Annotated in this window: 25 protein-coding genes and 2 pseudogenes; 14 read left to right on the forward strand and 13 right to left on the reverse strand. The window is 57.5% G+C overall.

What is annotated here, in order from left to right; all coding sequences use genetic code 11:
* Window positions 1-210: 210 nt before the first annotated feature.
* The 6 genes from ACP6KB_RS27110 to ACP6KB_RS27135 all read right to left on the reverse strand — a co-directional run bounded on the left by ACP6KB_RS27110 (window position 211) and on the right by ACP6KB_RS27135 (window position 8103).
* On the reverse strand, window positions 211-561 hold the full coding sequence (locus ACP6KB_RS27110) for a copper-binding protein (protein WP_442110825.1): 351 nt from the start codon (window positions 559-561) through the stop codon (window positions 211-213).
* Window positions 558-3716, reverse strand: a complete 3159-nt coding sequence (locus ACP6KB_RS27115) for an efflux RND transporter permease subunit (protein ID WP_442110826.1) — start codon at window positions 3714-3716, stop codon at window positions 558-560. The genes ACP6KB_RS27110 and ACP6KB_RS27115 overlap by 4 nt, the downstream gene beginning before the upstream one ends.
* On the reverse strand, window positions 3713-5191 hold the full coding sequence (locus ACP6KB_RS27120) for an efflux RND transporter periplasmic adaptor subunit (RefSeq protein ID WP_442110828.1): 1479 nt from the start codon (window positions 5189-5191) through the stop codon (window positions 3713-3715). Before ACP6KB_RS27120 ends, ACP6KB_RS27115 begins: the two co-directional genes overlap by 4 nt.
* Window positions 5188-6444 carry a TolC family protein gene (locus ACP6KB_RS27125; RefSeq protein WP_442110830.1) on the reverse strand — a complete coding sequence of 419 codons (1257 nt, stop codon included), beginning with the start codon at window positions 6442-6444 and terminating at the stop codon, window positions 5188-5190. The genes ACP6KB_RS27120 and ACP6KB_RS27125 overlap by 4 nt, the downstream gene beginning before the upstream one ends.
* 99 nt (window positions 6445-6543) lie before the next feature.
* Window positions 6544-6885 (reverse strand): hypothetical protein, encoded by a 342-nt coding sequence (locus tag ACP6KB_RS27130; RefSeq protein ID WP_442110832.1) that lies wholly within the window; start codon window positions 6883-6885, stop codon window positions 6544-6546.
* A gap of 324 nt (window positions 6886-7209) precedes the next feature.
* A complete protein-coding gene (locus ACP6KB_RS27135; protein ID WP_442110834.1) occupies window positions 7210-8103 on the reverse strand; it encodes a cation transporter in 894 nt (297 codons plus the stop codon).
* A gap of 100 nt (window positions 8104-8203) precedes the next feature.
* On the opposite strand from ACP6KB_RS27135, the gene cadR reads away from it, so the two are divergent.
* Window positions 8204-8617 (forward strand): Cd(II)/Pb(II)-responsive transcriptional regulator, encoded by a 414-nt coding sequence (cadR, locus tag ACP6KB_RS27140; RefSeq protein WP_442110837.1) that lies wholly within the window; start codon window positions 8204-8206, stop codon window positions 8615-8617.
* 581 nt (window positions 8618-9198) lie between these two features.
* On the opposite strand, the gene ACP6KB_RS27145 is transcribed toward cadR, so the two are convergent.
* The 3 genes from ACP6KB_RS27145 to ACP6KB_RS27155 form a co-directional block, all read right to left on the reverse strand.
* Window positions 9199-9996 carry a sulfite exporter TauE/SafE family protein gene (locus ACP6KB_RS27145; protein ID WP_075046334.1) on the reverse strand — a complete coding sequence of 266 codons (798 nt, stop codon included), beginning with the start codon at window positions 9994-9996 and terminating at the stop codon, window positions 9199-9201.
* Between the two features lie 328 nt (window positions 9997-10324).
* Window positions 10325-10846 (reverse strand): hypothetical protein, encoded by a 522-nt coding sequence (locus tag ACP6KB_RS27150; RefSeq protein ID WP_442110839.1) that lies wholly within the window; start codon window positions 10844-10846, stop codon window positions 10325-10327.
* Between the two features lie 299 nt (window positions 10847-11145).
* A complete protein-coding gene (locus tag ACP6KB_RS27155; protein ID WP_442110841.1) occupies window positions 11146-11364 on the reverse strand; it encodes a GDCCVxC domain-containing (seleno)protein in 219 nt (72 codons plus the stop codon).
* Window positions 11365-11488: 124 nt separating this feature from the next.
* On the opposite strand from ACP6KB_RS27155, the pseudogene ACP6KB_RS27160 reads away from it, so the two are divergent.
* Window positions 11489-11971 (forward strand): annotated as a pseudogene (locus ACP6KB_RS27160) (arsenic resistance protein); the annotation flags it as partial.
* Window positions 11972-12000: 29 nt separating this feature from the next.
* Here the strand turns inward: ACP6KB_RS27160 and ACP6KB_RS27165 are convergent.
* Together ACP6KB_RS27165 and ACP6KB_RS27170 are read right to left on the reverse strand one after the other, a co-directional pair.
* Window positions 12001-15030, reverse strand: a complete 3030-nt coding sequence (locus tag ACP6KB_RS27165) for a Tn3 family transposase (protein ID WP_065761565.1) — start codon at window positions 15028-15030, stop codon at window positions 12001-12003.
* Window positions 15014-15616: a recombinase family protein gene (locus ACP6KB_RS27170; RefSeq protein WP_010465829.1), complete on the reverse strand. Its 603-nt coding sequence runs from the start codon at window positions 15614-15616 to the stop codon at window positions 15014-15016. The genes ACP6KB_RS27165 and ACP6KB_RS27170 overlap by 17 nt, the downstream gene beginning before the upstream one ends.
* 191 nt (window positions 15617-15807) lie before the next feature.
* Between ACP6KB_RS27170 and ACP6KB_RS27175 the strand changes: the two genes are divergently transcribed.
* The 6 genes and pseudogenes from ACP6KB_RS27175 to ACP6KB_RS27200 all read left to right on the forward strand — a co-directional run.
* Window positions 15808-16185: a type II toxin-antitoxin system RelE/ParE family toxin gene (locus ACP6KB_RS27175; protein WP_003151133.1), complete on the forward strand. Its 378-nt coding sequence runs from the start codon at window positions 15808-15810 to the stop codon at window positions 16183-16185.
* Complete coding sequence (locus ACP6KB_RS27180; RefSeq protein ID WP_001172026.1) at window positions 16166-16501, forward strand: helix-turn-helix domain-containing protein; 336 nt, start codon at window positions 16166-16168, stop codon at window positions 16499-16501. The genes ACP6KB_RS27175 and ACP6KB_RS27180 overlap by 20 nt, the downstream gene beginning before the upstream one ends.
* Before the next feature lie 14 nt (window positions 16502-16515).
* Window positions 16516-16851 (forward strand): hypothetical protein, encoded by a 336-nt coding sequence (locus ACP6KB_RS27185; protein ID WP_000741275.1) that lies wholly within the window; start codon window positions 16516-16518, stop codon window positions 16849-16851.
* Between the two features lie 23 nt (window positions 16852-16874).
* The gene (locus ACP6KB_RS27190; protein WP_000091614.1) at window positions 16875-17201 is read left to right on the forward strand and encodes a hypothetical protein; all 327 of its coding nucleotides are present in this window, start codon (window positions 16875-16877) and stop codon (window positions 17199-17201) included.
* Window positions 17198-17569 carry a hypothetical protein gene (locus tag ACP6KB_RS27195; RefSeq protein ID WP_023103794.1) on the forward strand — a complete coding sequence of 124 codons (372 nt, stop codon included), beginning with the start codon at window positions 17198-17200 and terminating at the stop codon, window positions 17567-17569. The genes ACP6KB_RS27190 and ACP6KB_RS27195 overlap by 4 nt, the downstream gene beginning before the upstream one ends.
* 42 nt (window positions 17570-17611) lie before the next feature.
* A pseudogene (locus tag ACP6KB_RS27200) lies at window positions 17612-18124 on the forward strand (arsenic resistance protein); the annotation flags it as partial.
* A gap of 58 nt (window positions 18125-18182) precedes the next feature.
* On the opposite strand, the gene ACP6KB_RS27205 reads toward ACP6KB_RS27200, so the two are convergent.
* A complete protein-coding gene (locus ACP6KB_RS27205) occupies window positions 18183-19274 on the reverse strand; it encodes an NAD(P)-binding domain-containing protein (protein WP_442110844.1) in 1092 nt (363 codons plus the stop codon).
* Window positions 19275-19315: 41 nt separating this feature from the next.
* Window positions 19316-19654 (reverse strand): ArsR/SmtB family transcription factor, encoded by a 339-nt coding sequence (locus tag ACP6KB_RS27210; RefSeq protein ID WP_084589153.1) that lies wholly within the window; start codon window positions 19652-19654, stop codon window positions 19316-19318.
* 115 nt (window positions 19655-19769) lie between these two features.
* On the opposite strand from ACP6KB_RS27210, the gene ACP6KB_RS27215 reads away from it, so the two are divergent.
* From ACP6KB_RS27215 to ACP6KB_RS27240, 6 genes are read left to right on the forward strand one after another with little or no spacing between them, the layout of a single operon-like run.
* Entirely contained in the window at window positions 19770-20183 is a 414-nt protein-coding gene (locus ACP6KB_RS27215; protein ID WP_442110847.1) for an arsenate reductase ArsC, read from the forward strand.
* A gap of 8 nt (window positions 20184-20191) precedes the next feature.
* Window positions 20192-20548, forward strand: a complete 357-nt coding sequence (locus ACP6KB_RS27220; RefSeq protein WP_028944961.1) for a metalloregulator ArsR/SmtB family transcription factor — start codon at window positions 20192-20194, stop codon at window positions 20546-20548.
* Window positions 20549-20567: 19 nt separating this feature from the next.
* Entirely contained in the window at window positions 20568-21038 is a 471-nt protein-coding gene (locus tag ACP6KB_RS27225) for an arsenate reductase ArsC (RefSeq protein ID WP_442110849.1), read from the forward strand.
* 18 nt (window positions 21039-21056) lie between these two features.
* Window positions 21057-22118 carry an ACR3 family arsenite efflux transporter gene (gene arsB / locus ACP6KB_RS27230; protein ID WP_442110851.1) on the forward strand — a complete coding sequence of 354 codons (1062 nt, stop codon included), beginning with the start codon at window positions 21057-21059 and terminating at the stop codon, window positions 22116-22118.
* A 4-nt stretch (window positions 22119-22122) separates the two neighbouring features.
* Window positions 22123-22839: an arsenical resistance protein ArsH gene (arsH, locus tag ACP6KB_RS27235; protein WP_442110853.1), complete on the forward strand. Its 717-nt coding sequence runs from the start codon at window positions 22123-22125 to the stop codon at window positions 22837-22839.
* Between the two features lie 11 nt (window positions 22840-22850).
* Complete coding sequence (locus tag ACP6KB_RS27240; RefSeq protein WP_197875463.1) at window positions 22851-23354, forward strand: cyclin-dependent kinase inhibitor 3 family protein; 504 nt, start codon at window positions 22851-22853, stop codon at window positions 23352-23354.
* The last annotated feature ends 27 nt before the right edge of the window (window positions 23355-23381 follow it).

The following is a 23381-nucleotide window of genomic DNA, read 5'->3' on the forward strand; positions in this document are numbered from 1 at the left end:
GCGAATAAAGACGCAATCCTTTGGCTCCGTCGCCCTGCCAGAGGTCAAATCTGGCGGGGCGAAGCTGGCAGCTGGAAAACTCACGTCAATTGATCAGCAGAGAACGACCAGAAGCAGCTATTCACGCTTCGTTTCCGAAATGCTGATTATTTTGAAAAGTAGTTAAAACCGCCACGACGATGCGTGCCGGTTACAAACAACATCAATAACTCATTTTTTGATGGAAACAATCGTTGCTTTTCCACCCTCCAACCGGAAGGAGAACGATACATGGTCTCCCACATTCAACCCTGTCAACTGCTCTTCTGCGACGGAAAAGGCCATGGTCATCGGCGGCCATTGCACAGCAGGAACAGCCCCGTGAGCGAGGGTCACCGTGTGCTTCGCAGGATCGATAGCCTTGATCGTACCCTCGGCACTGGCAACAGGAGCCTGCTTCGATTCCTGCTTCATTTCCATGCCCTCCATTCCGTCCATTTTCATTCCTTGCATGTCTTCTGCACGCGTAGCGAAGGAGAACATAATGGCGGTGCTGGCTACTGTAATAAGAGTCAGTTTCATACGAATTTTCCTTCCAGGACGGCGGGTTTGATCGGGATATTTCGGCGGCGCATCAAGCGATAGGCGGCCGGGATGACAAACAGGGAAAGCAAGGGCGCCGAGACCATGCCGCCGACCATAGGCGCGGCGATGCGGCTCATCACTTCGCTACCCGTGCCGCTGCCCAACAGGATGGGTAGCAGGCCGGCAATGATGACGGCCACAGTCATGGCCTTCGGGCGAACTCGCTGCACAGCGCCTTCTCGAATCGCTGCCAGAAGCCCCTGGTCAGAGTGATCGCCAAGGTCTTCACGTTCGGCCCAAGCATTCTTCAGGTAGAGCAGCATGATCACTCCAAACTCCGCAGATACGCCGGCCAATGCGATAAAGCCTACCCCGGTGGCAACCGACAGGTTGTACCCCAGGAGATAGAGGAACCATGCTCCGCCAGTCAGTGCAAAAGGTAACGTGGCCATGATCAGCAAGGCCTCATCAAAGCGAGCGAACGTCAGGTAGAGCAGCACAAAAATGATTAATAGCGTGGCCGGCACCACCAGCTTGAGGCGTGCGTTGGCCCTTTCGAGAAACTCGAACTGCCCCGAGTAGCTCAGGCTCGTGCCGGGTTGCAACTTGACCTGCTCATTGACGGCCCGGCGGAGATCGGCGACCACCGAGGCAATGTCCCTACCTCGCACATCGATGTATACCCAGCCTGAAGGTCGTGCGTTTTCGCTCTTGAGCATCGGCGGACCGTCGGTGATCCTGATCTTCGCCACCGTGCCAAGCGTGATCTGGCCGCCTGACGAGGTGTAAACGGGCAATTGCTCCAGGGCAACCGGCGAGTCGCGCCACTCACGTGGATAGCGAACATTGATCGGGAAGCGCGCCAGCCCTTCAATTGTCTCCCCGACATTTTCTCCCCCTATGGCACCGGCCACGATGGACTGGACATCGGCGATATTCATTCCATAGCGGGCCGCCGCCTTACGGTCGATGTCCACGTCGATGTATCGGCCACCGGTCAGGCGTTCAGCCAGGGCCGAACTCACGCCTGGCACGCCTTTGGCCACTCGCTCAACCGCCTGGGTGACCGCGTCAATTTCCGTCAGGTTAGTGCCGGCCACTTTCACGCCGATTGGACTCTTGATACCCGTCGCCAGCATATCGATGCGGTTACGAATGGGTGGTATCCAGATATTGGTCAAGCCGGGCACACGCACCACGCGATCCAGTTCCTCCACCAGCTTTTCCTGGGTCATCCCCGGCCGCCATTGCTCATGGGGTTTGAACTGAATCGTGGTTTCAAACATTTCCAAAGGTGCCGGGTCGGTCGCGGTCTCAGCACGACCCGCTTTACCAAAGACGTGTTCAACTTCAGGCACGGTCTTGATCAGGCGATCAGTCTGTTGCAGCAGTTGCGCAGCCTTCTGCGCCGACAGCCCCGGCAGGGCCGACGGCATATAGAGCAGATCACCCTCGTCCAGTGGCGGAAGAAACTCGCCACCCAAACGAGACATCGGCCACAACGCACTGACAAACACCATTAATGCCACCAGAAGAGTGACTTTGGGACGACGCAGCACCGCATCCAGAGCAGGTTGGTAGATCCGGATCAACCACCGATTCAACGGGTTCTGTTGTTCACTCGGAATTCGCCCCCGAATCCAGTAACCCATCAGCACCGGCACCAGAGTCACCGACAACCCTGCCGCCGCGGCCATGGCGTAGGTCTTAGTGAACGCCAACGGCCCAAACAGCCTTCCCTCCTGAGCCTCCAGTGTGAACACCGGAATGAACGAAAGCGTAATGATCAACAGGCAAAAGAACAGCGCCGGGCCCACCTCTGCCGCCGCTTCAGTCATTACATGCCAATGTCGCTCGCCCTTTAACTCCTCTCCAGGATTGGCCGCGTACCACGCCTCGATTTTTTTATGTGCGTTCTCGATCATCACCACAGCGGCATCGACCATGGCACCGATGGCGATAGCGATCCCGCCCAAGGACATGATGTTGGCGTTGATGCCCTGGTAACGCATGACAATGAAGGCAATCAACACACCAACCGGCAGTGAAATGATTGCCACCAGGGATGAGCGCAAGTGCCAGAGAAATATCCCGCACACCAACGCCACGACAATGAACTCTTCGAGCAGCTTGTGACTGAGGTTTTCCACTGCACGGTCGATCAGCTTGCTGCGGTCATAGGTGGTGATGATTTCCACGCCCACTGGCAGGCTGCTTTTCAGCTCGTCTAGTTTGATCTTGACTGCCGCAATGGTCTCGCGGGCATTCTTGCCACTACGCAGAATTACCACGCCGCCGACTGTCTCCCCTTCGCCGTCGAGTTCGCTAATGCCACGGCGCATTTCCGGGCCCAACTGGATCGTGGCGACATCACCCAGGGTCACAGGGACCCCACCCGCACCGAGTTTGAGCGGGATCGCCCGAAAGTCATTGAGCGACTTCAGGTAACCAGAAGCGCGCACGATGAACTCTGTCTCAGCCATTTCCAACACTGCGCCACCGGTTTCCTGATTGGCCTTGCCGATCGCCTCGGTTACTTCCGCCTGAGTGACACCGAGACTCGCCAGTTTGAGCGGATCAAGCTGTACCTGATACTGCTTGACCATCCCGCCCACCGTAGCCACTTCCGCAACATTGGGCAGGGTCTTGAGCTCGAACTTGAGGAACCAGTCCTGAAGTGCGCGCAGCTGTGCCAGATCGTGCCCGCCCGTGCGATCCACCAGCGCGTACTGATAGATCCAGCCTACCCCTGTCGCATCCGGCCCCAGTGCCGGTTTGGCACTGGCCGGCAAGCGGCTTTGTACTTGACTCAAGTACTCCAAAACCCGCGAACGAGCCCAGTACAGATCGGTCCCGTCCTCGAACAGCACATACACAAAGCTGTCGCCAAAGAACGAGTAACCACGCACTGTCCTGGCGCCAGGGACTGAGAGCATGGTGGTGGCCAACGGGTAGGTCACCTGGTTCTCGACGATTTGCGGGGCTTGTCCCGGAAATGGAGTACGGATGATAACTTGCACGTCAGACAGATCCGGCAGCGCATCGATGGGCGTACTCTGTACCGACCAGATGCCCCATGCCGTGACGAACAGCGTCGTAAGTAGTACTAGGAACCGGTTGGCCACAGACCAGCGAATAAGGGCAGCGATCATGGCTGACCTCCCGATTTATCCAGGCTTTCGACCTGCAATCCATCGTCGGTCTGGCTCACCGAGACTCTAACCTTATCTCCCGTTTTGAGGCCTTGCTTCAAAGCCGGATTGGCTAATGGAAAAGTCATCGTCATACCAGGCATGCCCAGTGTCTTGAAAGGACCATGAGCGAGCGTGACTTCTTTATCGCTGATCTCGACAATCTGCCCTTCCGCGTCATGCAAACCGGAGCCTGCGCTGGGTGGCGACACCTCTCCTGAACCTGCGACGATGCCCTTGAGACTGGCCTCAGAGTCGAGCAGAAACTGACCCGACGTGACCACTTTCTGGCCCTCATCCAGTCCATTCACGATGGCTATCCTGTCATCGCTTTCCTGGCCGATCTGTACTTCCACGGGACGATAGCGGCCAGCGTCTTCAGCAACCATCACCAAGGCACGTCGGCCCGTACGGATGACAGCCTCACTCGGCACCCACAACACACTCTGTCCGGTTGAACGGTTCAAGCGTACTTGCGCGGTCAAACCGGGCCTGAGGAGTCCGTCTGGATTGGCGAGTTCCACCCGTACCCGCAAGGTGCGGCTGTCCGGGTTGGTTTCCGGCAGAATTGCGCTGACTTTGCCGTTGACCTTTATCCCTGGAAAGGCTGGCAATTGAGCGTCAACCGTTTGCCCCACGGTTATTGATCCTGCCTCAGACTCTGGGACGGCCACTGCCAGCCAGACACTGCTCAAGCCATTGACGCGCGCCAGTGTCTGGCCTGCGGACACGGTCATTCCCGTGCGGATATTCAACTCTTGTAACACCCCGGCAATGGGGCTGGTTAGCGCCAGGTAAGGTTGAACCTTACCGCTACGCTCTACCTGAGTAATCAGTGCTTCGGGCATTCCCGTGAGCCGTAATCGCTGGCGAGCTGCAGCTAACAAATCGGTATCACCGTTGCGTTTGAGGGCAAGGAATTCGGTCTGAGCTGCCGCCCACTCTGGCACCAGGATTTCCGCCAACGCTGCGTTGGCTTTGAGCACATCCCCGGGGGCATGGGCATAGACTCGCTCCACAAAGCCGGGGGTGCGAGCCTGTATCACCGCGACATCCCGTTCGTTGAATGCCAGGACACCAGTCACGTCGAGAGTCGAATCAAAGACGCCACGGGTGACCGTGGCAAAACGTAGACCGAAATTCTGAGTCAGGCCTGGATCGATGCTGACCGTCGCATGATCGCTGCTTCCACTGGCATATTGAGGGACCAGTTGCATGTCCATGAAGGGCGACTTGCCTGGCTTGTCGAACTTTTGCTGCGGGTACATCGGGTCATACCAATACAATGCCTTGCGTTCGTCCGGCGAATTGACGCTCTGCTCTGGGGCAGTACCAGGCATGCCGCTTAGGCGTTGATGAGCAAACCAATAACCTCCGGCAACACCCAATACCATTGATACGCCCGCCAGCAATGCCCCGCTCCATTTAAGATTCATTGGCTGTACTCCCCGTACGCAAAATAGAGCTTCGCACTGGTCAGCGCCCGTTGTTCCTCCACGTCGACTTGTTTGAGGCGAGCCTCGATGAGCTCACGCCGGGCTGCGACAACAGTATTCAAATCGCCTTTACCAGCACGGTAGCTGGCCATGCTGAGCTCGACCTTTTCCCTGGCCAGCGGCAACAGGCTTTGCGTACTCCGCTGTACCGCACGATTCAGGAGCTCAAGGTCAGCAAGGTCCGCCTCCAGTTGCTGGGTGTGCTCACGTGATAGGGCTTCGCGCTCCGCCTCAAGCTGACTGAGTTCAGCCTGCTTGGCAGCGATTTTCGGATTTTGGCGGGTGTCAGGAAACAGCGGCAGATCCCATGAAAACTGCACGCTGACCATGTCGCCGAACTGACGGTCACGGTGCTGATAATCAAGCTCCCAACTCCAGTCGGACTTTTTCTCTGCCTCTGCCTCCCGGACTTTCGCTTGTGCTTCCCGGCTCATCGGCTCATACGCTGCCAACTCGGGGTGGTGTTTTAGCTTATGGGGCAAGCCTGAAGCATCGATTGACCATTGCGGCAAACTCCCCACTGGCCTCTCGTTAGCAGCGGAACCGATCCAGCGTTTCAGCGCCGCACGCGCTTGAGCGCGCTGGCGAACCAAATCATCCTGCTGCTCTGCCAGTTGAGCCGCCTCCTGGCGGGGAGTTACTGCATCGGCAGGTTGAGCCCGACCGCCTGCAATCTGCGCCCGGACGATATCGGTCAGCAGTCGGTTCTCCTTGTAGAAGTCCTGGAAAAGCGCATCTTTGCGTTCAACCGAATAGCTGCTGATCCAGGCCAATGCAGTGGAACGGCGCACGTTCAGGCGTTCAACTCGACGCTCTGCGGCTGCACGATCAACGGCGGCGTTGGCGACCTCGATACGGGCCTTACGCTTGTCACCGTTGGGCATTTCCTGCCTGACTCCAATCATTTGCATGGTCATGAAGTCGTCGTTAACGCTCCAGCGATCCGGGCCGCCAATGGGATAGTTCTGCACGCCTGCCAGCAACTTGGGGTCAGGTAATTCACCGGCTGGAATAGCCGCGCTGCTGGCGGCCTGAATCTTTGCATCTTGTGCTGCCAGCGACGGCGCGTTGTTTTCGGCCAGCCGCAATGCTTCGTCGAGTGTCAAAGCAGCAGCGAAGCTCGGCAATGCCAGTACGCTTGCCGCCAAGCCGACCGCAAGCGACCAACCTGTGCAAAAGCACTTGGAGTTCATGTTTACGATTCCTGTGATGATCCACTGCTCGCGTCAAAAGATCTGCGCACAGCGATGCCATCTCGCTAAAGCGGGATGAGGTTCAAAGGGGGACAGGAATCAAGCGCGAGGGGGTCGCCATACCCCCGACGGGGTGGGCAAAGGTACGGAATCGCTGGAAAAGTAAAGTACTACGGGACTGAACAAGGTAACGGGAGGCTTGAGGATCGAGACTTGCAGCATACCGCCAGTCTTGCATTCCTGGCCCGGCTTGCAGGGTTTGCCATGTTCGCTCGGGCTTTTCATATCGTTGCAGCAGTCCATCCCCATGTCGTCCATCATCGCCATGCCCATCGCCTTCATCGGGCAAGGTTCTGTCGGCGCCTGAACGCCCGCCATCCCGCTGAGGGGAAGCGACAGGCTAATCAAGAAAATAAGGCAAAACCGCAGATAGCGTTTCATGGGATGGAGTGTAGTCGCCGAAAATTGCTCTTACAATTGGGTGCATGGCATAAACGGCTTGTCGTGAGGCACCGCTTGGACGATACCACCCCACTTGAATTAAACCAGCATTACGGACATTCAACCGAAGCTAGAGGTAGGCTTTTTCAAGTTCCGGTTCAACCGGACCAGTCCACCTTGGTTGACGATTCATGTCTGCTGTAGATGGTGAGTCTCCCGCTGCAGCCCCTACGCCTTGTGCCTGCGCTGCTCTTGCTCACGCTGATCCTTGCTTGTGCATCGGTCGTGCTGAAGTGAATCACGGACCCGCCGGTGCCCGATTGGTCAGGCTTTCAATGCCAGTATTCGGCGTGCACCGTTCAGTACTATGAGGCCCACGACAGTTCCAATTACCAAATCTGGGTAGGAAGAACCTGTCCAGGCAACCAATGCCCCTGCTGCAATCACACCAATGTTTGCGATGACATCATTGGCTGAAAAAATCCAACTCGCCTTCATGTGTGCTCCACCTTCGCGGTGACCATAGATCATCAAGAGACAGCTCACATTTGCGACCAGTGCAACTATGCCAACTCCCATCATCAGCATCGACTCAGGTTCGCTGCCGTAGACGAAGCGTCTAGCCACCTCCACAAGCACGCTCAGAGCCAACACGATCTGAAGGACCCCCGCCAGGTGGGCCGCCCGAACTTGAAGCCGTGCACTCCGGCCGACCGCATACAGAGCAAGCCCGTAGACGGCAGCATCAGCAAACATGTCCAACGAGTCAGCAACCAGGCCAGTCGACTGGGCGATCAAACCTGCCCCCATCTCGATGACAAACATTGCGGCATTGATACCGAGCAGGATCTTCAGCGTGCTTGCCTGTTTCGAAGCAGTCAGCTTTTCATTGGCACGATTTGCTGAGGCGGCTTCCTGACTGGCCGGCTCAGTACCCAACAACGCCGCACCTAGGCCAAGTGACTCCAGCTTGGTAGCGATCTGGTCAACCGCCCCCTCATGGAAAGCGCGTACTTGTCTGCTGGTCAAATCAAAGGACAACGAATTGAGCTCAGGCAAACCATTCAGCGCGAGCCGAATCATTCGTTCTTCTGAAGGGCAATCCATCTTAGGCACAGAAAAACTGCTGACCCATGTGCCTTCATTCAAAGGCGTGGTTGCCGCTCCTGTCGTTGCAGATTTAGGGCCGCAGCCACAGGACTTCTCACAAGAAGTCATGATTCGCTTCTCCTATCAGACGCAATTTTTTCGATTAAAAACCATATAGCAGGTATAGGGTCAAGCATAGGTATACTGGGTGCTCACTCAGGAGAAGGCCATGCGCATCGGCCAACTTGCAAAGCTGACAGGGGTGGAAATTCAGACGATTCGTTTTTATGAACGTCAGGGACTGCTCCCACCTCCTAGCCGTCAGGACAACAGCTACCGAATCTACAAAACAGATCATGTGGAGAAACTGCTGTTCATTCGCCGCTGCCGATCTTTTGGAATGTCACTGGAAGAGATTGGTGTTTTACAGGGTTTCCAAGAGCAACCGCATCAACCATGCACAGCGATCAACACGCTCCTTGATACACATATCGCCCAGGTAAGGGCTCAGATCGCATCCCTACTTGTCCTCGAAAACCAGTTGGTGACGTTGCGGGGCTGCTGCGATAACGAACGACAAAGTCAGGACTGCGGAATACTTTCGGGTCTGCTGGACGGCGGCACTCCACGTCTACAACCCTGAGGTCAATGACCCTGTTTTTGATCGAGGGTCAAGCGCTAGACCTCAGAGGCGTCGGTGATCATCGACCTACCGTACGGGCAAGAAACGCTGACCGTGAAATAACCAGCCTCCGATCCAATGATCTCTACCTCAAGTATGTGGTTACGCGACTACCGACACAGAGGACGCGTGAGATCGGACAATTTCTGCCGCATAAATAAATAGGTTCCAATCGGAACCCACACGAAGAGCTAGAAAATCTCTGCCGATATCGCGCAGCAGGCCTCGATCTTGCAAAAGCGGTATTGGTAAAGCGGGGACCACCCCTTACAGGTAGCGGTTGTAGAGGGCTAGTTATGATCCGAGAAGCATACTACTTCACGATTGCGATGATCACGATAGTGGTAGCTGTGGATCTGCTAGCTATCTACATCTACTTCCGTCACAAGCCTTAAAGCTCGGAGCGATCGAAAAAATGACCCATTTTTCCCTAATGTGGGGAAATAGGTTACTCACCGGCTTCATTCCCCGCTGTCGGATTTCCCAAGGGTGCAATCTTGGAATAAACCCTGGTGGCGAGAGCTGTATTTCAGAGCTTTGCATCACGTGTGCCGCCAAACTTTAACTGATGAGATCAGCAAAATTGCTGCCAACAGGGGAAGAAGGTAGGCCGTTGGAATGAGCCCCAATAGCTGCCCGCCAATAAACGTCCCAGCAATTGATCCCAACGCCATTATCAGAATGAATGGCAGTTGTGCTCGTATTACGGAAAAACTCTTATCTCGACTGTACCGCGTAAAGCCAACAATCATAGTGGGCAGACTCACAGCAAGTGACAGGCTGCCGGCGAGCTTGATATCCGCACCAAAGAGTAGAACGATGGTGGGAATAAGTAGCTCCCCACCGGCGACGCCCATCAGCGCTGCAACTACGCCAATGCCGAAGCCCACGATAATTCCTACCACTGCCAACGTCACCCCCTGAAACAGAGGTGAGCCCGTGCTGCTGGTCTCATGGCCCAACAACAGAGCAAACGCGATTCCTACCAGCATTACCGCTAAAACTCGGTAGAGCGTTTGGCTTTTCAGCTTCGTGGCCCATCCAGCGCCGTACCAAGCACCTGCCAGGCTTCCCGCAAGCAATGTGACAATGATATCCCAACGCTCGAAAACGGCCGTGTAAGGAACACTAACGGCGCGAAAAGGCAGCGCGGTCGCTACCACAACCAGACTCATCGCCTTGTTGAGAATGACAGCTTCCAAGGCACCAAAGCCAAAAATCCCAATCAGGAGTGGCAGCCTGAACTCTGCTCCGCCAAGCCCTATCAATCCTCCCAGCGCTCCAATCAAGGTGCCACTACTAAATACCGTCAGCTTGTTTTCTGTTTTATTAGTGGTCATAGGTCGTCTATCACGCGTGTGAACGCTAGCGCGGCAGTTCCCTTACGCCAGCTGGAGATCATCTGCATCTGGGTGTCAATGGATCTTGGCCGGATTTTCGGCGAGCCAACGTTATATGGCAGGACTGACGATGTCCACGCGCGGGCTTTGCTGAAATGAGACTCGTATTCCTATTTGAGGATGTGCTGACGCGATTGCCGACGCAACGGAGGTATGAGATCGACCAGGTACTGCCACATCGGAGGGGCCTTTCCAACTTACGCCAGGTGAGTTGGAAAGGCGATTAAAATTGAGAATCAGGCGCTTGCCGTGGAATAACCGTGAGGACTTAGTGAATCGGCGTGCCCATGTGTTGCTGATGCTGCATCATCTGATCCATCATCATCTGTTGCATGCCCATGTACCTGTCCATCATGTATTGATGTTGTTTCATCTGTTCAGGTGTCATCTGGGAGTAGTGGCTTCCCATTTGGCCCCAGCCCATCATATGGCCGTTTCCTATCATATGGTCGCCCCCCATCATATGCCGGCCCATCTTACCGCCTCCACAGCAACCCATCATTCCGTCGCCCCACATCCCACTCATCATTTGCATTCCATGCTGCATCATAGCTTCGTGCTGTTGCATCAACTTCTGGCGCTGCGCAGGATCGGTTGTCTTCTGGATTAGGCTCATTTGCTCCTGCATGTTCTTCAGGTTTTCCTGCGCCTTCGCCATCTCTTGGTCAAATTGCTCGATGTTGATCGACTGCTGCGTCGGCTTGGTGGCACTAGCGTCCTGCTGCGCAAAAGCTAGGGCAGGGAAAAGCATGGCCGCTAAAGCGAGGGCGGCGAGTTTGGATGCTTTCATAATTCAGATCCTCGCAGACGATGGGAGTCAGAGAATGGTTTGCCACTAGTTAATATAGGCCTCGGTCATGAGCGTAAATTGATGTAAATCAAAGGCTGTCACTGACACCTCGATACACGTAATGAAGTAGACAGCGCATGCCTGCATTTGGCCAGGTTCTGCCGACAGCGCCGGCGTTTGGGGCTGAAGTCGCCTGGCTGTAGTAAGGATAGAAAGATTCGCCTCGGGAGGATGACGCTAATTCAGAGCATCAGTTTTGAGACAATTCAGGAGCGTCTAATAAAACGAGTAATCATAGGTCAAGTCGCTCCACAGCAACCGCGCTGCTCCTGGATCGGCGGGCACTTCACCGAACCAAACGAACAGAACACACAGCAGTCACCAGGATTCGGGCGTAGCAGAGCCTTGCAGCGGTCACACTCGTAGAAGAACTGGCAGGCGTCCGTGGGCATGACTTCCTGCTTGGCGAAGCCACAATGCGGGCAGGTCAACACAGATTCGAGGATGATGGCGCTCATGGCTGCCCCACTTATGTACGGTGCCTACCTGTAAAATACTGGAGCAGGAGCGATGGCGCGAGCAGAGGATGCTCTAAGTGCCACTATGTGGATCAGTATGCGACGTCTTCAACTTGAGAGCCCCATGAACAGAGATACCCTTGAGCAAAACCAGATACCCATCTACTTCGTCGCGGTGATAGTCGCCGCACTCGGTGGACTTCTGGCTCCATCCTCTGCTCAGGGGTTGTCGACCCTGGTTACCCCTAGCATCGCCATACTGATGTACGCGATGTTCTTGCAGATTCCCTTTCTGAATCTGCGAGAAGGGCTGCGCAACAAACCCTTCATGGCAGCGCTCCTGGTCACCAATTTCATCCTGATCCCACTGCTGGTCTGGGGGCTGACCCGTTTTCTGGAAGGCCAGCCGGCCATTCTGATTGGTGTGCTGCTTGTCCTGCTGACGCCCTGCATCGACTATGTGGTGGTGTTCACCCACATTGGCCGAGGCGACTCACGCTTGATTCTTTCAGCCACCCCCATCCTGCTGTTGCTCCAGCTCGCGTTGTTGCCGCTCTACCTCAGTCTTATGCTCAGTAGTAACTCCGGGGTTGAGATGCAGGTCGGGGTTGTACGCCGGAATCCCAGAAATTTCCGTCAGCCCAGCTCCAGTCCCGCCACGAGCGCATCCAGGTCGATGAACTTGCCGTCAGTCTGGAAGGTGTAATGCCCGTTCAGCAGGATGTGCCGCCAGGCCGCTGGCGACATCTGCGTGATCAACGCCAGCGCCTTGGCATTGCCAGCTGCCTCGTACTTCGTCAGCAGCAGGGACAGGATCGCCGAGTTGTAGAAGATGATCGCGTTGCCGATCAGCCTGGCGCACTGGTTGCTGATCTCGATTTCGATGTCGGTGCGGCCGGTCAATTCCTTCTTCCCACCGACTTGGGCGATGGTCGAGCGTAGCTGGTGATAGGACTCAATGCGGTTCTGCGAGCGGTGAACATTACGCTCCAGTTGCGGGTCGCGCAGGTAGCGCAGTGTGTAGATACTGCGGATGAGCTTGTCGAACTCGAAGATTGCGCGCCGCGTCGGGTTCGGCGCCGTATAGGTGCACAGCTTGCGGATCAGCGTGCCCTGCGTCATTTCCTTCAGGCCCAGTGTGGCGACGATTCGGTCGATGTTCGCCTTCTCACCGACGATGAGTTGCCGGTCGATCTGGCCAGCCGGCCGGATCAGGCATTTCTCGTACAATGCCAGATCATCGGCGCAATACAGCTCCTGCAACTGGTCGTCGAGGTCGGTGAAGCGCGGCTCGAAACGAAGTCCGAACCAGTGCAGGATGGCGAAGTTGGCCTTGTTGATGCTGTGCATGTCGCCGGTGATCGCGCTCGGCACGATGTCCGACGTGTTGCGGTACCAGATGTCGAACACGTGGTGAGCCTCGTACTCGTGTGCGCCTATCAGGTAGCCGTTCAACGGCACGTGATTGCACAGCAGCGTGTAGGCGACGACGCCCTTGCCGCGGCCGAAATATTTGCGCGAGTAGCGCGCCTTCACAGTTGGTCGCTCGACGCCGAATTTCTGCCCATCAACGGCACCGTACAACGAATCGAGGTCGAACGAGTAATGCGGGAAGATCGGCAGTGCGGCGATGGCGTTGCTGATGCAATCGTTGGCCACATGTAGCGTCGCCTGGCGCAGGTACTGCTGGTAGGTACTCTCCAGGACGTGGTACGGGATGTCGCTGGTACGTGCCATAACCTGGTTGCCGTGGTTCATGGCTTGGGCAATGATCACCGCCATCAGACTGTCGGCGTCGGCTACCTTCTTCGCATAGCGTGGCTGCAATGGTGTCAGCGCCGACAGGAACTGGCACTGACCGTTGACGAAGCGAAACACGTCGGCGACATCGCAGTATGGCAGTTGCTCGTAGAGAGCTTGCTCGCGCGCCTTCTGGTTCTCCCCCTTGGGCTTGCGCCAGGTCAGTCTCTGCGTGTCCTTGTCGTATTCCAGGTGCGTCAGCTTGCCCTGTTTCAGCTCGCGATTGAACGCCACCCATTGCGCACGCAACTCGGCCGCCAGTGCATCGAGCTGGGCACTGACCGGCTGCCGCAGGAAGGGGATGTCCATCTGCGCGAGCACGGCGGCTTTCTCGTCCATCGAAACCAACTCGTCGGACAAATGCCGGTGCTGCAAGCTGTCGTCAATGTAGAGCTCGCCCGCCTGGAAGCGTTTCCTGACCTGACGGTAAAGCCAGAATTCGTAACGATCGGCATGCAGGCCTGTCGGCGTGCCTTCGGCATCGAACATCAGCAGGTACGGACGCAAGCGTTTCGGCAGCGTTGCCGCCGGACATTCGTCGAGTGGCCGTTGTGATAGGCGCTGCTGCTTGGCGAACACGCTCTTGGCCCAAGTCAGCGCCGCGAGCCATGGGTTATCGGGGGCCGTGCCGGCGAAGTCGAGCGCGACGTACAGCGGCCGTAGATGGCGTCGAATGCGTTCGGCCAGGCCGTCCACCGCCTGCCAGTGCAGCGCCAGTTTGTTCAGTGGCTTGACGCTCATGCGCTGCGCCGTGTTTTGCAGCAATTCCCTGGACATGATTTTGTAGGCGCGTTGGCGCACCTCGCCGAACGGCGTCGGATCGGCCACGCTGTCGTCCACGTACAGCGACAGCAGGCGGCCAACCTGCGGCGTTTCCTGATGGCGTCGCAGCTGTTCGGCGACAAAGGACTGTTTCGCACCCGTGCGGCTCTCGTCCTCAAGTTTTTTCATGTGGAAGGCCATCGCGTCGACCAGGTTGTCGGTGAGCTGCCGGTAACGTACCCAGGCATAGCACAGCAGGTAGAGCCGGGTCTGCTCCGCCTTCAGGTGGCGCAGGTCATGGACGGTATAGAAGTTCGCCAGGCTCGCGTAGTACAGCAGGTTCTGCTGCGAGATGCCGAGCTTGGGCAGCAGCGCCTTGGCGATCCCGTGCAAGGACTTCAGCGTGGCGCGCTTCTCGCGCTCCCCTGCCATCTGACGCCAGCCGAAATCTTTAGCGTCCTGCTTGAGCGCTGCCAGTTGAGACAGGGTGTCGTCACGCACCAGGAGCTGGCCCAGCGCAGCTTTGGCCGATTCGTCCAACACTTCTGCCAGCAAGCCGCCCAAGCGCCTGCGTTCGGTGGACAGGGCTTCACTGACCAGCTCTTGTAAGGTGGTGTGGCCGGGCCGGATGATTTTGTGCTCGCTGAGCCAAACGATCAGTTCGGCGGCCACGAATCCTGGCATTACGTCGCGCCGCACGATCTGTTCAGCCTGCTGTGCCAGTTGCGGCAGGAAGCTAGCCGCCCACGACCGGTAGCCGAACAGTTCGGCGATCTGACCCCTCTGGCTGTAGTGCTCATGCTTGGTGATCGCCTTGCGTTCGAACGCTTCGCCGTGGAAATAGCGACTCAGCACGAAGGCGCAATCGTCCTCGACCTCATGCCAATCGAAGCGGAAGAAAGCATGCTTGGCCTTGAAGTAGCCGATCTGCAAGACGCAATAGACTTGGGCCTGCAGGCTAGGCCGGCTGCTGGCGAACGCCAGTTCAGATTCGGCCAACGCCAGGTATTCCAGCCGCTGAGCATCGTCGAAGTCCGGTAGGCCGTACAAGGCTTCCTGCTCTGCGTCAGAAAAGACGGTGAGTAGCTTATTCTTGTTGCTCATCGACCGTCCTTCCCGCACCACGCCAACCTGCTCGCGTCAATGTTTCGATCAACGTAGTGCGCTTGACATTGAAGTTGCGGCACACCGCCGCCTTAGACATGCCGCCATCGAGCGCGGCGACGATGGCGTCCAGCTTCTCACCAGTGATCGCCTGCGGCCGGCCGCCGATCCGGCCGCGTTTGCGTGCGGCGGCCAAGCCCGCGACGACGCGCTCCTGAATCAAGGCGCGCTCGTACTGCGCGAGCGCACCGAACACCTGGAACAGGAATTCGCCCGAGGGCGTCGTAGTGTCCAGGTTCTCTGTCAGCGAGCGGAACGCCACCCGCTTGTCCTTGAGCGAAGTCACAATGGCGAGCAGGTGCGACAGCGAGCGACCGAGCCGGTCGAGTTTCCACACCACCAGCACATCGCCGGCTCGAACGAACTCAAGCGCCCGCGCCAAGCCGGCACGGTCATCCTTCGCGCCAGAGGCACGATCCTCAAACAGGTGACGCGGATCGACGCCGGCGGCGAGCAGCGCGTCGCGCTGCAAGTCCGTGCTCTGGCGGTCGGAGTCCGACGACACGCGCATGTAGCCAACCAACATAGGCGGATAACCATCAAAAACAGGTTTCCGCATAATAGTGAATAGCGATAGAGTTTTCCGTACATTTTTGAGGGGGTGTTGCACAGGTAGCACAGCGGCGGCTGACAGCCTGTCGCAAAACAAATGTTTTACGACACCTCCTTGAGGTTGCCGCGTTTACATCATTACCTGAACAGGTATAAAATTCCGTCATGACAAACAAAGAAAAACCGCTCGAATGGATCGCGAGCAGCCACAAGGATTTGATGGCGTTGCCGTCCGACGTGCGTCGCCGTTTCGGTTACGCGCTCTCGTTGGCGCAGATAGGCGATCAGGATGACGCAGCAAAGGTGCTCAAGGGGTTCGGTGGTGCCGGCGTGCTGGAGGTCGTCGAAGACGATGCCGGCGGCACCTATCGAGCGGTATACACGGTCAAGTTTGCGGAAGCGGTGTTCGTCCTGCACTGCTTCCAGAAGAAGAGCAAGAGCGGAATCGCCACGCCAAAGGCCGACATGGACATCATCCGCGCTCGGCTGAAGGTGGCCGAGGTATTGGCACAGGAGCTACGAAATGCAAAAACGAATCATTGAAGGCGTCGAGGTTCAGCGCAGCTCGGGCAACGTCTTTGCCGACCTTGGACTGCCTGACGCTGAAAAGCTCAAGATCAAGACCGGCCTGGTGGTCGAGATCAGGAGGGCCATGCGCGCCCTTGGGCTGACTCAACAAGCGGCGGCCAAACGCATGGGCATCCCGCAACCGAAGGTGTCGGGCATGATGCGCGGCGACTTCACCAATCTATCCGAACGCAAGCTGATGGATTGTCTGAATCGCCTCGGCTACGACATCGAAATCAAGGTACGGCCAGCAGCCGAGCCGATCGGGCATCTAACGCTCGCAACCGCTTAATCGGAGCTCTCCTGATGGCAGCCCGCATCACCGACGACGAATGGGACGAACTGACTCCCGAGAATTTCGATACCACGGCACTGCTGCGTGCAGTCGATGCCGTGGACGTGCTGCGCGGCGATTTGAATGACAGCGCAGACGGCGCACCTCCGCAACTGCGCACCGACCTGTTGAAGCTGCATCAACTGGCAATGGCCGCGTTCAACGAGGGATCACGCAGCCGAGTGGCTGAGCTATTTGATCTCGCCGTGGATCTTCAGGATCAGGTTGATCATCTGATGACCTCGCTGGAACAAGTGCAAGAAACCCTGTCCCGGTTGACGGCGCTCTACCCAGAAAGCCTGTCCTGAATGTTCTTGGAGACAACCACATCATGAGCCGCAGCCGCCGCAAAACGCCCATCGTTGGGCACACGACCTGCCGTAGCGAGCGCGAGGACAAGAAACTCTGGCATCAGCGCTGGCGAACCCACGAGCGCACCGCGCTGGCCAGCGCGTCGCCGGAAGCTCTATGCGCCCATCTGCCTCTACTGGAAAACCAGGTCAGCAACGTCTGGTCGATGGGTAAGGATGGCCGCTCCTACTGGCCCATCAAGCGCCAGGCCGCCACGGCGGATCGCATTGCCAACCACAAGGGACGCAATCCGCAAGAGCGCGCCTCCCTGAAAAAGCGTCTGCTGCGCAAGTGGATGAGCAAATGAACCTGTCCACCATCGAGGCGCTGGCTATCGCTTGGGCGCGAATCGCTGAAGAAGCAGAACTCCCAGCCGGCTACGAGGGCACGGCGACGCCAGAGGCGCATCGGGCCTGCGAGGTGATCCAGGAGCGGATTCGAGAGCACGTCGTCGCCACCAATGACATGCGGCTGTTCGGCCTGCTGCACCTGCTTGGGCAGGCGTCGCTGCGCATGGAGCAAGCGCTGTGGCCGGAAGAATATGTGCGGATGACCCGCGAGGTCGAGGAAGCTCTCCGAGAGGCCGACGACCCCAACGCCAAGTCGTACACCCACGAAGAAGTCATGCGGGCGATGCAGGAACTCATCGACCAAGCGCGAGACAAGCCATGTTGATCGGCTGACGGAAATTTCTGGGTTTCCGGCTTACAACCCCAGGTCGGCCCGTTTCTCGAAGCCTTCCTTGTGCTGATCGTGGCCCCCCTGATTCTGGCCCTGCTGACCGAAACCCTGCTCAAACGCTCCACAGTAGTAAAAGTCTGGGCCGATGCCTGGGCCTGGTTGCCGGTACCGGCAATGGCTGCAGTACTGATCGCAGTGGTCGGCTCCCAGATCGCCCCTGTGGTGAACCAGATCGAACTGCTCGCCCCGGTGCTACCTGTCTATATCGCCTTCGCTTTCCTGGCCCCAATGATCGGCGCCTTGGTCGCGAAGATGTTCAAACTGCCCGTCGGAGCGGCCAGGGCGGTGACATTCAGTACCTCGACGCGCAATTCGCTAGTGGTCCTGCCGCTCGCCTTGGCCTTGCCCGAAGAACTACGCGGACTCGCTGCCGCCGCAGTCATCACCCAGACCCTCGTTGAGTTAGTCTTCGAGCTGATCTATGTTCGAGCGATTCCATCGCTCCTTTGCCGGAATCGATCGGCGACCACAGCGTCTCTCAGTCGCTGACTGCATCACGAAACCGGCGCCTGCAACCTCCACTTTCGCTCTGCTGTCCAGCCAAAGATCAGACCCGGCGGGGTGAAGCTGACAGCTGCGGCGGGCGACTCTTGCCCAGATGATGATGCAGTCGTGGCATCAGGTAACCGGCGTCAATACCCACGCCCCTGAGTGTTGCCGAGGCGAAGTTTCTTTGTTTAGGCAAGCCCACGAAGTACAAACCGGGCACCTGGCTGGCCACACCGTGGTGCTGCAGCACACGCCCACTCCGGTCTGCGACCGGGAGGCCTGTCAGGAAATCAAGGTTTGGCTGGAAGCCCGTCGCAAAGATCAGCGCATCGACCTGGGTCGTGCTTCTGTCCGGCCAGACAACAGAATCGGCTAGCACTTGCTGGAACATGGCCCTGCGCCGGAATCGACCGGAGTTGAGAGCTTTCCGGTACTTACCGGTATCGAGCACGGGCGTACTCTGGTCACTCAACCATCGTGTTTGCTCCAGCTTGGTGAATTTCAGCCAGGTATGAAAATCGAGTCCGAGGATTCGCTGCGGGAAGAAACGGATTTTCTCGCGGGTAGCCAGCACTACCTCCGCGACGCCTGCAAGCTCATAGGCGATCTGGACAGCTGAGTTCGCAGCTCCAACCACTACAACACGCTGGCCAACAAAGGGCTTTGGCGTTCGATAAGCCGAGCTGTGCAAACAAGTCCCTGAAAAGCCCTCCAGCCCAGGAACACTGGGTGTAAACGGACGGCTAAACCCTCCCGATGCTACGACCACAGAACGCGCGGTGAAGATTGCTCCGGTGTCGCAGTGGACCTCAAACATCTTTCCCTTCTGCGCTACGCCCATCACTCGAGTACTTCCCTGAAAAGGAAGTCGAAACTCGACAGCGTAGGCTTCCAGGTACTGCACCACCTCGTCTCGTAGTGGATAGCTCTTGGGGTCACCAGGAAACGGCAGCCCTGGCAACGCCGAGTATTCCGCCGGCGAGAACAACTGCAGGCTGTCGTAGTAGTTACGCCAGTTTCCGCCTGGGCGTGTCTGCTCATCGATGATGAGAAAATCCAAGCCGTGTTGCTGCAAGTGCCAACCAAGCGCCAAACCTGCTTGGCCTCCCCCAACGACAATTACATCCAAAGTACGACTCGATTCATTCATATGTGCACACTCATGCATATATCAAGAGAAAAAAAGCCAAACTACGGGCAGCACAGCGAAACAAGACCCTTGGTTCGCTGGAGGAGTATCTCCAAACGTTCAACGATCGCCCCGCCATTCACTTCATAGAAAACCTGTCTGCCCACTTTGGTGGCTTTCACGATGTGAGCGTCGTGCAGCACCTGTAAGTGCCTTGAGATCACGGAGCGCTCCTGCGGCAAGGCTTTTGCGATTTCGCCGACATCCGCCCTCCCTAGCTGAAGCACGCGCTTGAACACCGCGACCCTAGAGGGTTCGCAGAGAGCTTTGAAGAAGGCTTCATCCAGCGACTCGATGGCAGCATCGATAGCTTGGGCGCGGAGATTATCGGTAGTCATCATGAGCACAATATATGTGCATGAAGACGCACATGTAAAGCCACCCATCATCACAAGCTTGCGATACATTCGGAAAAGCGTATATTCGGAAAACCATATGCACGGAGAGTATCTAGTGATGACTGGCAAGATTCGCGTCCTGTTTGTTTGCACCGCCAACGCTGCTCGCCCCCAGCTCGCCGAAGCATTGCTCCGACACACAGACCCCGTGCGCTTCGAGGCTTTCAGTGCAGGTACTCAGCCTGGCGAAGTCGACCCGCGAACCTATGCCGCCCTTGAGCACCTCGCCATCGACTCCAGCGCCCTGCGTAGCAAGTCCATCGACGAGTTTGCCGGTGAACACTTCGACTACGTCATTACCCTCTGTGACAAGGCCGCCCAGGAATGCCAAGCGCTTCCGGCTTATGGCGAGCAGCTGGTATGGAGCTTCGAAGACCCTGTCACCAGCGACAAACACGACGCCTTTCGCCACACGCTCCACGAGATTCATGAGCGCATCAAGATGTTCGTCCTCGTGAAAACCAAACACTGAGAACCGCAATGACTGACTCGCTGACCCCCACCAAGGTTTTCAAATGTCTCGCCGACGAGACCCGCATTCGGATGATGTTGCTGATCGCTCGCGAGGAAGAGCTCTGCGTCTGTGAACTGACCTGTGCGCTGGAAGAAAGCCAGCCCAAGGTTTCCCGCCACCTGGCGCAATTGCGCACGTGTGACCTGCTGGAAGACCGCCGCCAGGGTCAATGGGTTTACTACCGGCTACATCCCGAGCTGCCCGCTTGGGTACGCGAGGTCCTGGCAACGACGCTGGAGGCCAATCGCGAATGGCTGAGCACCAGCTCCAAACGACTGGACACCATGGGTGACCGCCCACAGCGCGTGGCCTCCTGCTGCTGATCACTGCCGAGAAAAGCCGATGAAAGTTCTGTTCCTCTGCACCGCCAATAGCTGCCGTAGCATCCTGTCCGAAGCCGTTTTCAACCACCTGGCCCCGGCCGGTATGAACGCCTTCAGCGCCGGCAGCCAGCCCAAGGGCGAGGTGCATCCGTTGTCCATCGCCACGCTGCAGCGCGCCGGTATTTCCACCGATGGTCTCAACAGCAAGTCCAGTGATGCACACGCCGAGCTCGCCCCGGACTTTGTCATCACCGTCTGCGACAAAGCCGCTGGCGAAGCATGCCCCGTGTTCTTCGGGCCGGCAGTGAAGGCCCACTGGGGGCTTTCTGATCCGTCCGACTTGCAAGGTAGTGCCGCCGAACTGGATGAGGCTTTCGACGCCACGCTTGAACACATCAAGCGCCGCATTACGGCATTCCTCGCATTGCCTTTTGAACAACTGGATGCCGCCCAGCTCAAGGCCGAGCTGGCACGCATCGGAACGCTCTGACGTTAAGGGAGATTCACCATGAGCAAGAGCCGCCTTTCATTCCTCGATCGCTACCTAACGGTCTGGATCTTTTTGGCCATGGGCCTTGGCATTGGCCTCGGCAGTCTCTTCCAGGGACTGCCTGCATGGCTGAACAGCCTGTCGGTTGGCTCGACAAACATCCCCATTGCCATTGGCCTGATCGTCATGATGTACCCGCCATTGGCGAAGGTGAAATACGAGGAGCTGCCACAGGTCTTCAAAGACAAGCGCATCCTCGCCTTGTCGCTGATTCAGAATTGGGTGATTGGCCCGGTGCTGATGTTCGGGCTGGCTGTCGTTTTCCTCTCCGACAAGCCCGAGTACATGACCGGCCTGATCCTCATCGGCTTGGCACGCTGCATCGCCATGGTGCTGGTGTGGAACCAGATCGCGGGCGGCAACAACCAGTACGTTGCGGGCTTGGTCGCCTTCAACAGCATCTTCCAAATTCTGTTCTTCAGCGTGTATGCCTGGATCTTCTTGGACCTTCTGCCGCCGCTGTTCGGCCTGGAAGGTAGCATCATCGAAACCAGCTTCATCGAAATTGCCCAATCGGTACTGATCTATCTGGGTATCCCATTCCTGGCTGGCTTCCTGACCCGCAAGATCCTGATCAGCCGTAAGGGCTCCGCATGGTACGAGGAGCGCTTCATTCCGAAGATCAGCCCGCTGACGCTCGTAGCGTTGCTGCTGACCATCGTCGCTATGTTCAGCCTGAAAGGCGACATGGTGCTGCAACTGCCTCTGGATGTGCTGCGCATCGCCATCCCACTGACCATCTACTTCGTGGTGATGTTCTTCATCAGCTTCTGGATGGGCAAGCTGCTGGAGGCCGACTACCCACGCACCACCGCGCTGGCATTTACCGCTGCCAGTAACAACTTCGAACTGGCCATTGCCGTGGCCATTGCCACTTTCGGCCTTGCCTCGCCGGTAGCGTTTGCCACCGTCATAGGGCCTTTGGTGGAAGTACCGGTACTGATCTCCCTGGTCGGCGTTGCCTTGTGGCTCAAGCGTCGCTGGTTCGATCAGCCATCTGGTGCCTTGTCCCAGGAGTGAAATCATGACCGAACACCATATCCCCAACATCGACAGTGATCTGATCGATCTGCCTTCTTCCGAAAAGCTGGCTATCGAGCAGCAGTCCACTCACAAACCGCGCATCCTGCTGCTGTATGGATCAACCCGAGAACGCTCTTTCAGCCGCCTTCTGACCGAGGAAGCAGCCCGCCTGCTGGAGCACTTCGGTGCCGAGACGCGGATTTTCAATCCGTCCGGCCTGCCGCTGCCGGATGACGTACCCGACGACCATCCCATGGTCAAAGAGCTGCGCGACCTGGTGCTCTGGTCGGAAGGCATGGTCTGGTGTTCGCCAGAACGCCACGGTGCGATGACCGGCGTGTTCAAGTCGCAGATAGACTGGATTCCGCTGAGCATGGGGGCTGTGCGCCCGACGCAGGGCAAGACCCTCGCGGTGATGCAGGTCTGCGGTGGCTCGCAGTCGTTCAACGTGGTCAACCAACTGCGCGTGCTCGGCCGCTGGATGCGCATGTTCACCATCCCTAACCAGTCGTCAGTGCCGAAGGCCTATCTGGAGTTCGACGAGAAGGGCCGCATGAAGCCTTCTGCGTACTACGACCGTGTCGTCGACGTGATGGAGGAGCTGGTGAAGTTCACCCTGCTTCTACGTGATCGCGCCGACTATATGGTCGATCGATACTCCGAACGCAAAGAGTCGGCTGAAGAACTATCGAAGCGCGTCAATCAACGCTCCATCTGAGGCTTTTGAGCATGCAACTGCACCCGTATTCCGTGCTGACTACTCCACAGTTGATCGGCCAACTGATCTTCACCCCGTGCCCTGGTACCAAGGACACGTCGGTCTCCCAGGCTCTAGCGACACTGCGCGATGCCGGTGCGAGCGCACTGGTAACCCTGATGCCGGATGAAGAGCTGCTGCAGAACGAGGTTGATCTACTGCCTGAGGAATGCCAGCTGTTGGGCCTCGAGTGGTTCCACCTGCCGGTGGAGGATGATCAGGCTCCCGGCGAGCCCTTTGCTGCCGCCTGGGAAACCCATCGGGAGCGCCTAAAAGAGCTGGTGATGGCTGGCAAATCGATCGCTATTCACTGCAAGGGTGGCTCGGGCCGTACCGGCTTGTTCGCAGCCCGCCTGATGATCGAGTGCGGCATCCCTGTGCACGAGGCCATCGCTCAGGTTCAGGCCCTGCGCCCGCGAGCGATTCAAAACCCTGCACACGTCAGCTACATCAATCAGTTCACCAATACCCTCTGACCGCTCGCGAACCGCGACTCGAGAACA

Source organism: Pseudomonas sp. NUPR-001, from assembly GCF_052147955.1.
Taxonomy (GTDB): domain Bacteria; phylum Pseudomonadota; class Gammaproteobacteria; order Pseudomonadales; family Pseudomonadaceae; genus Aquipseudomonas.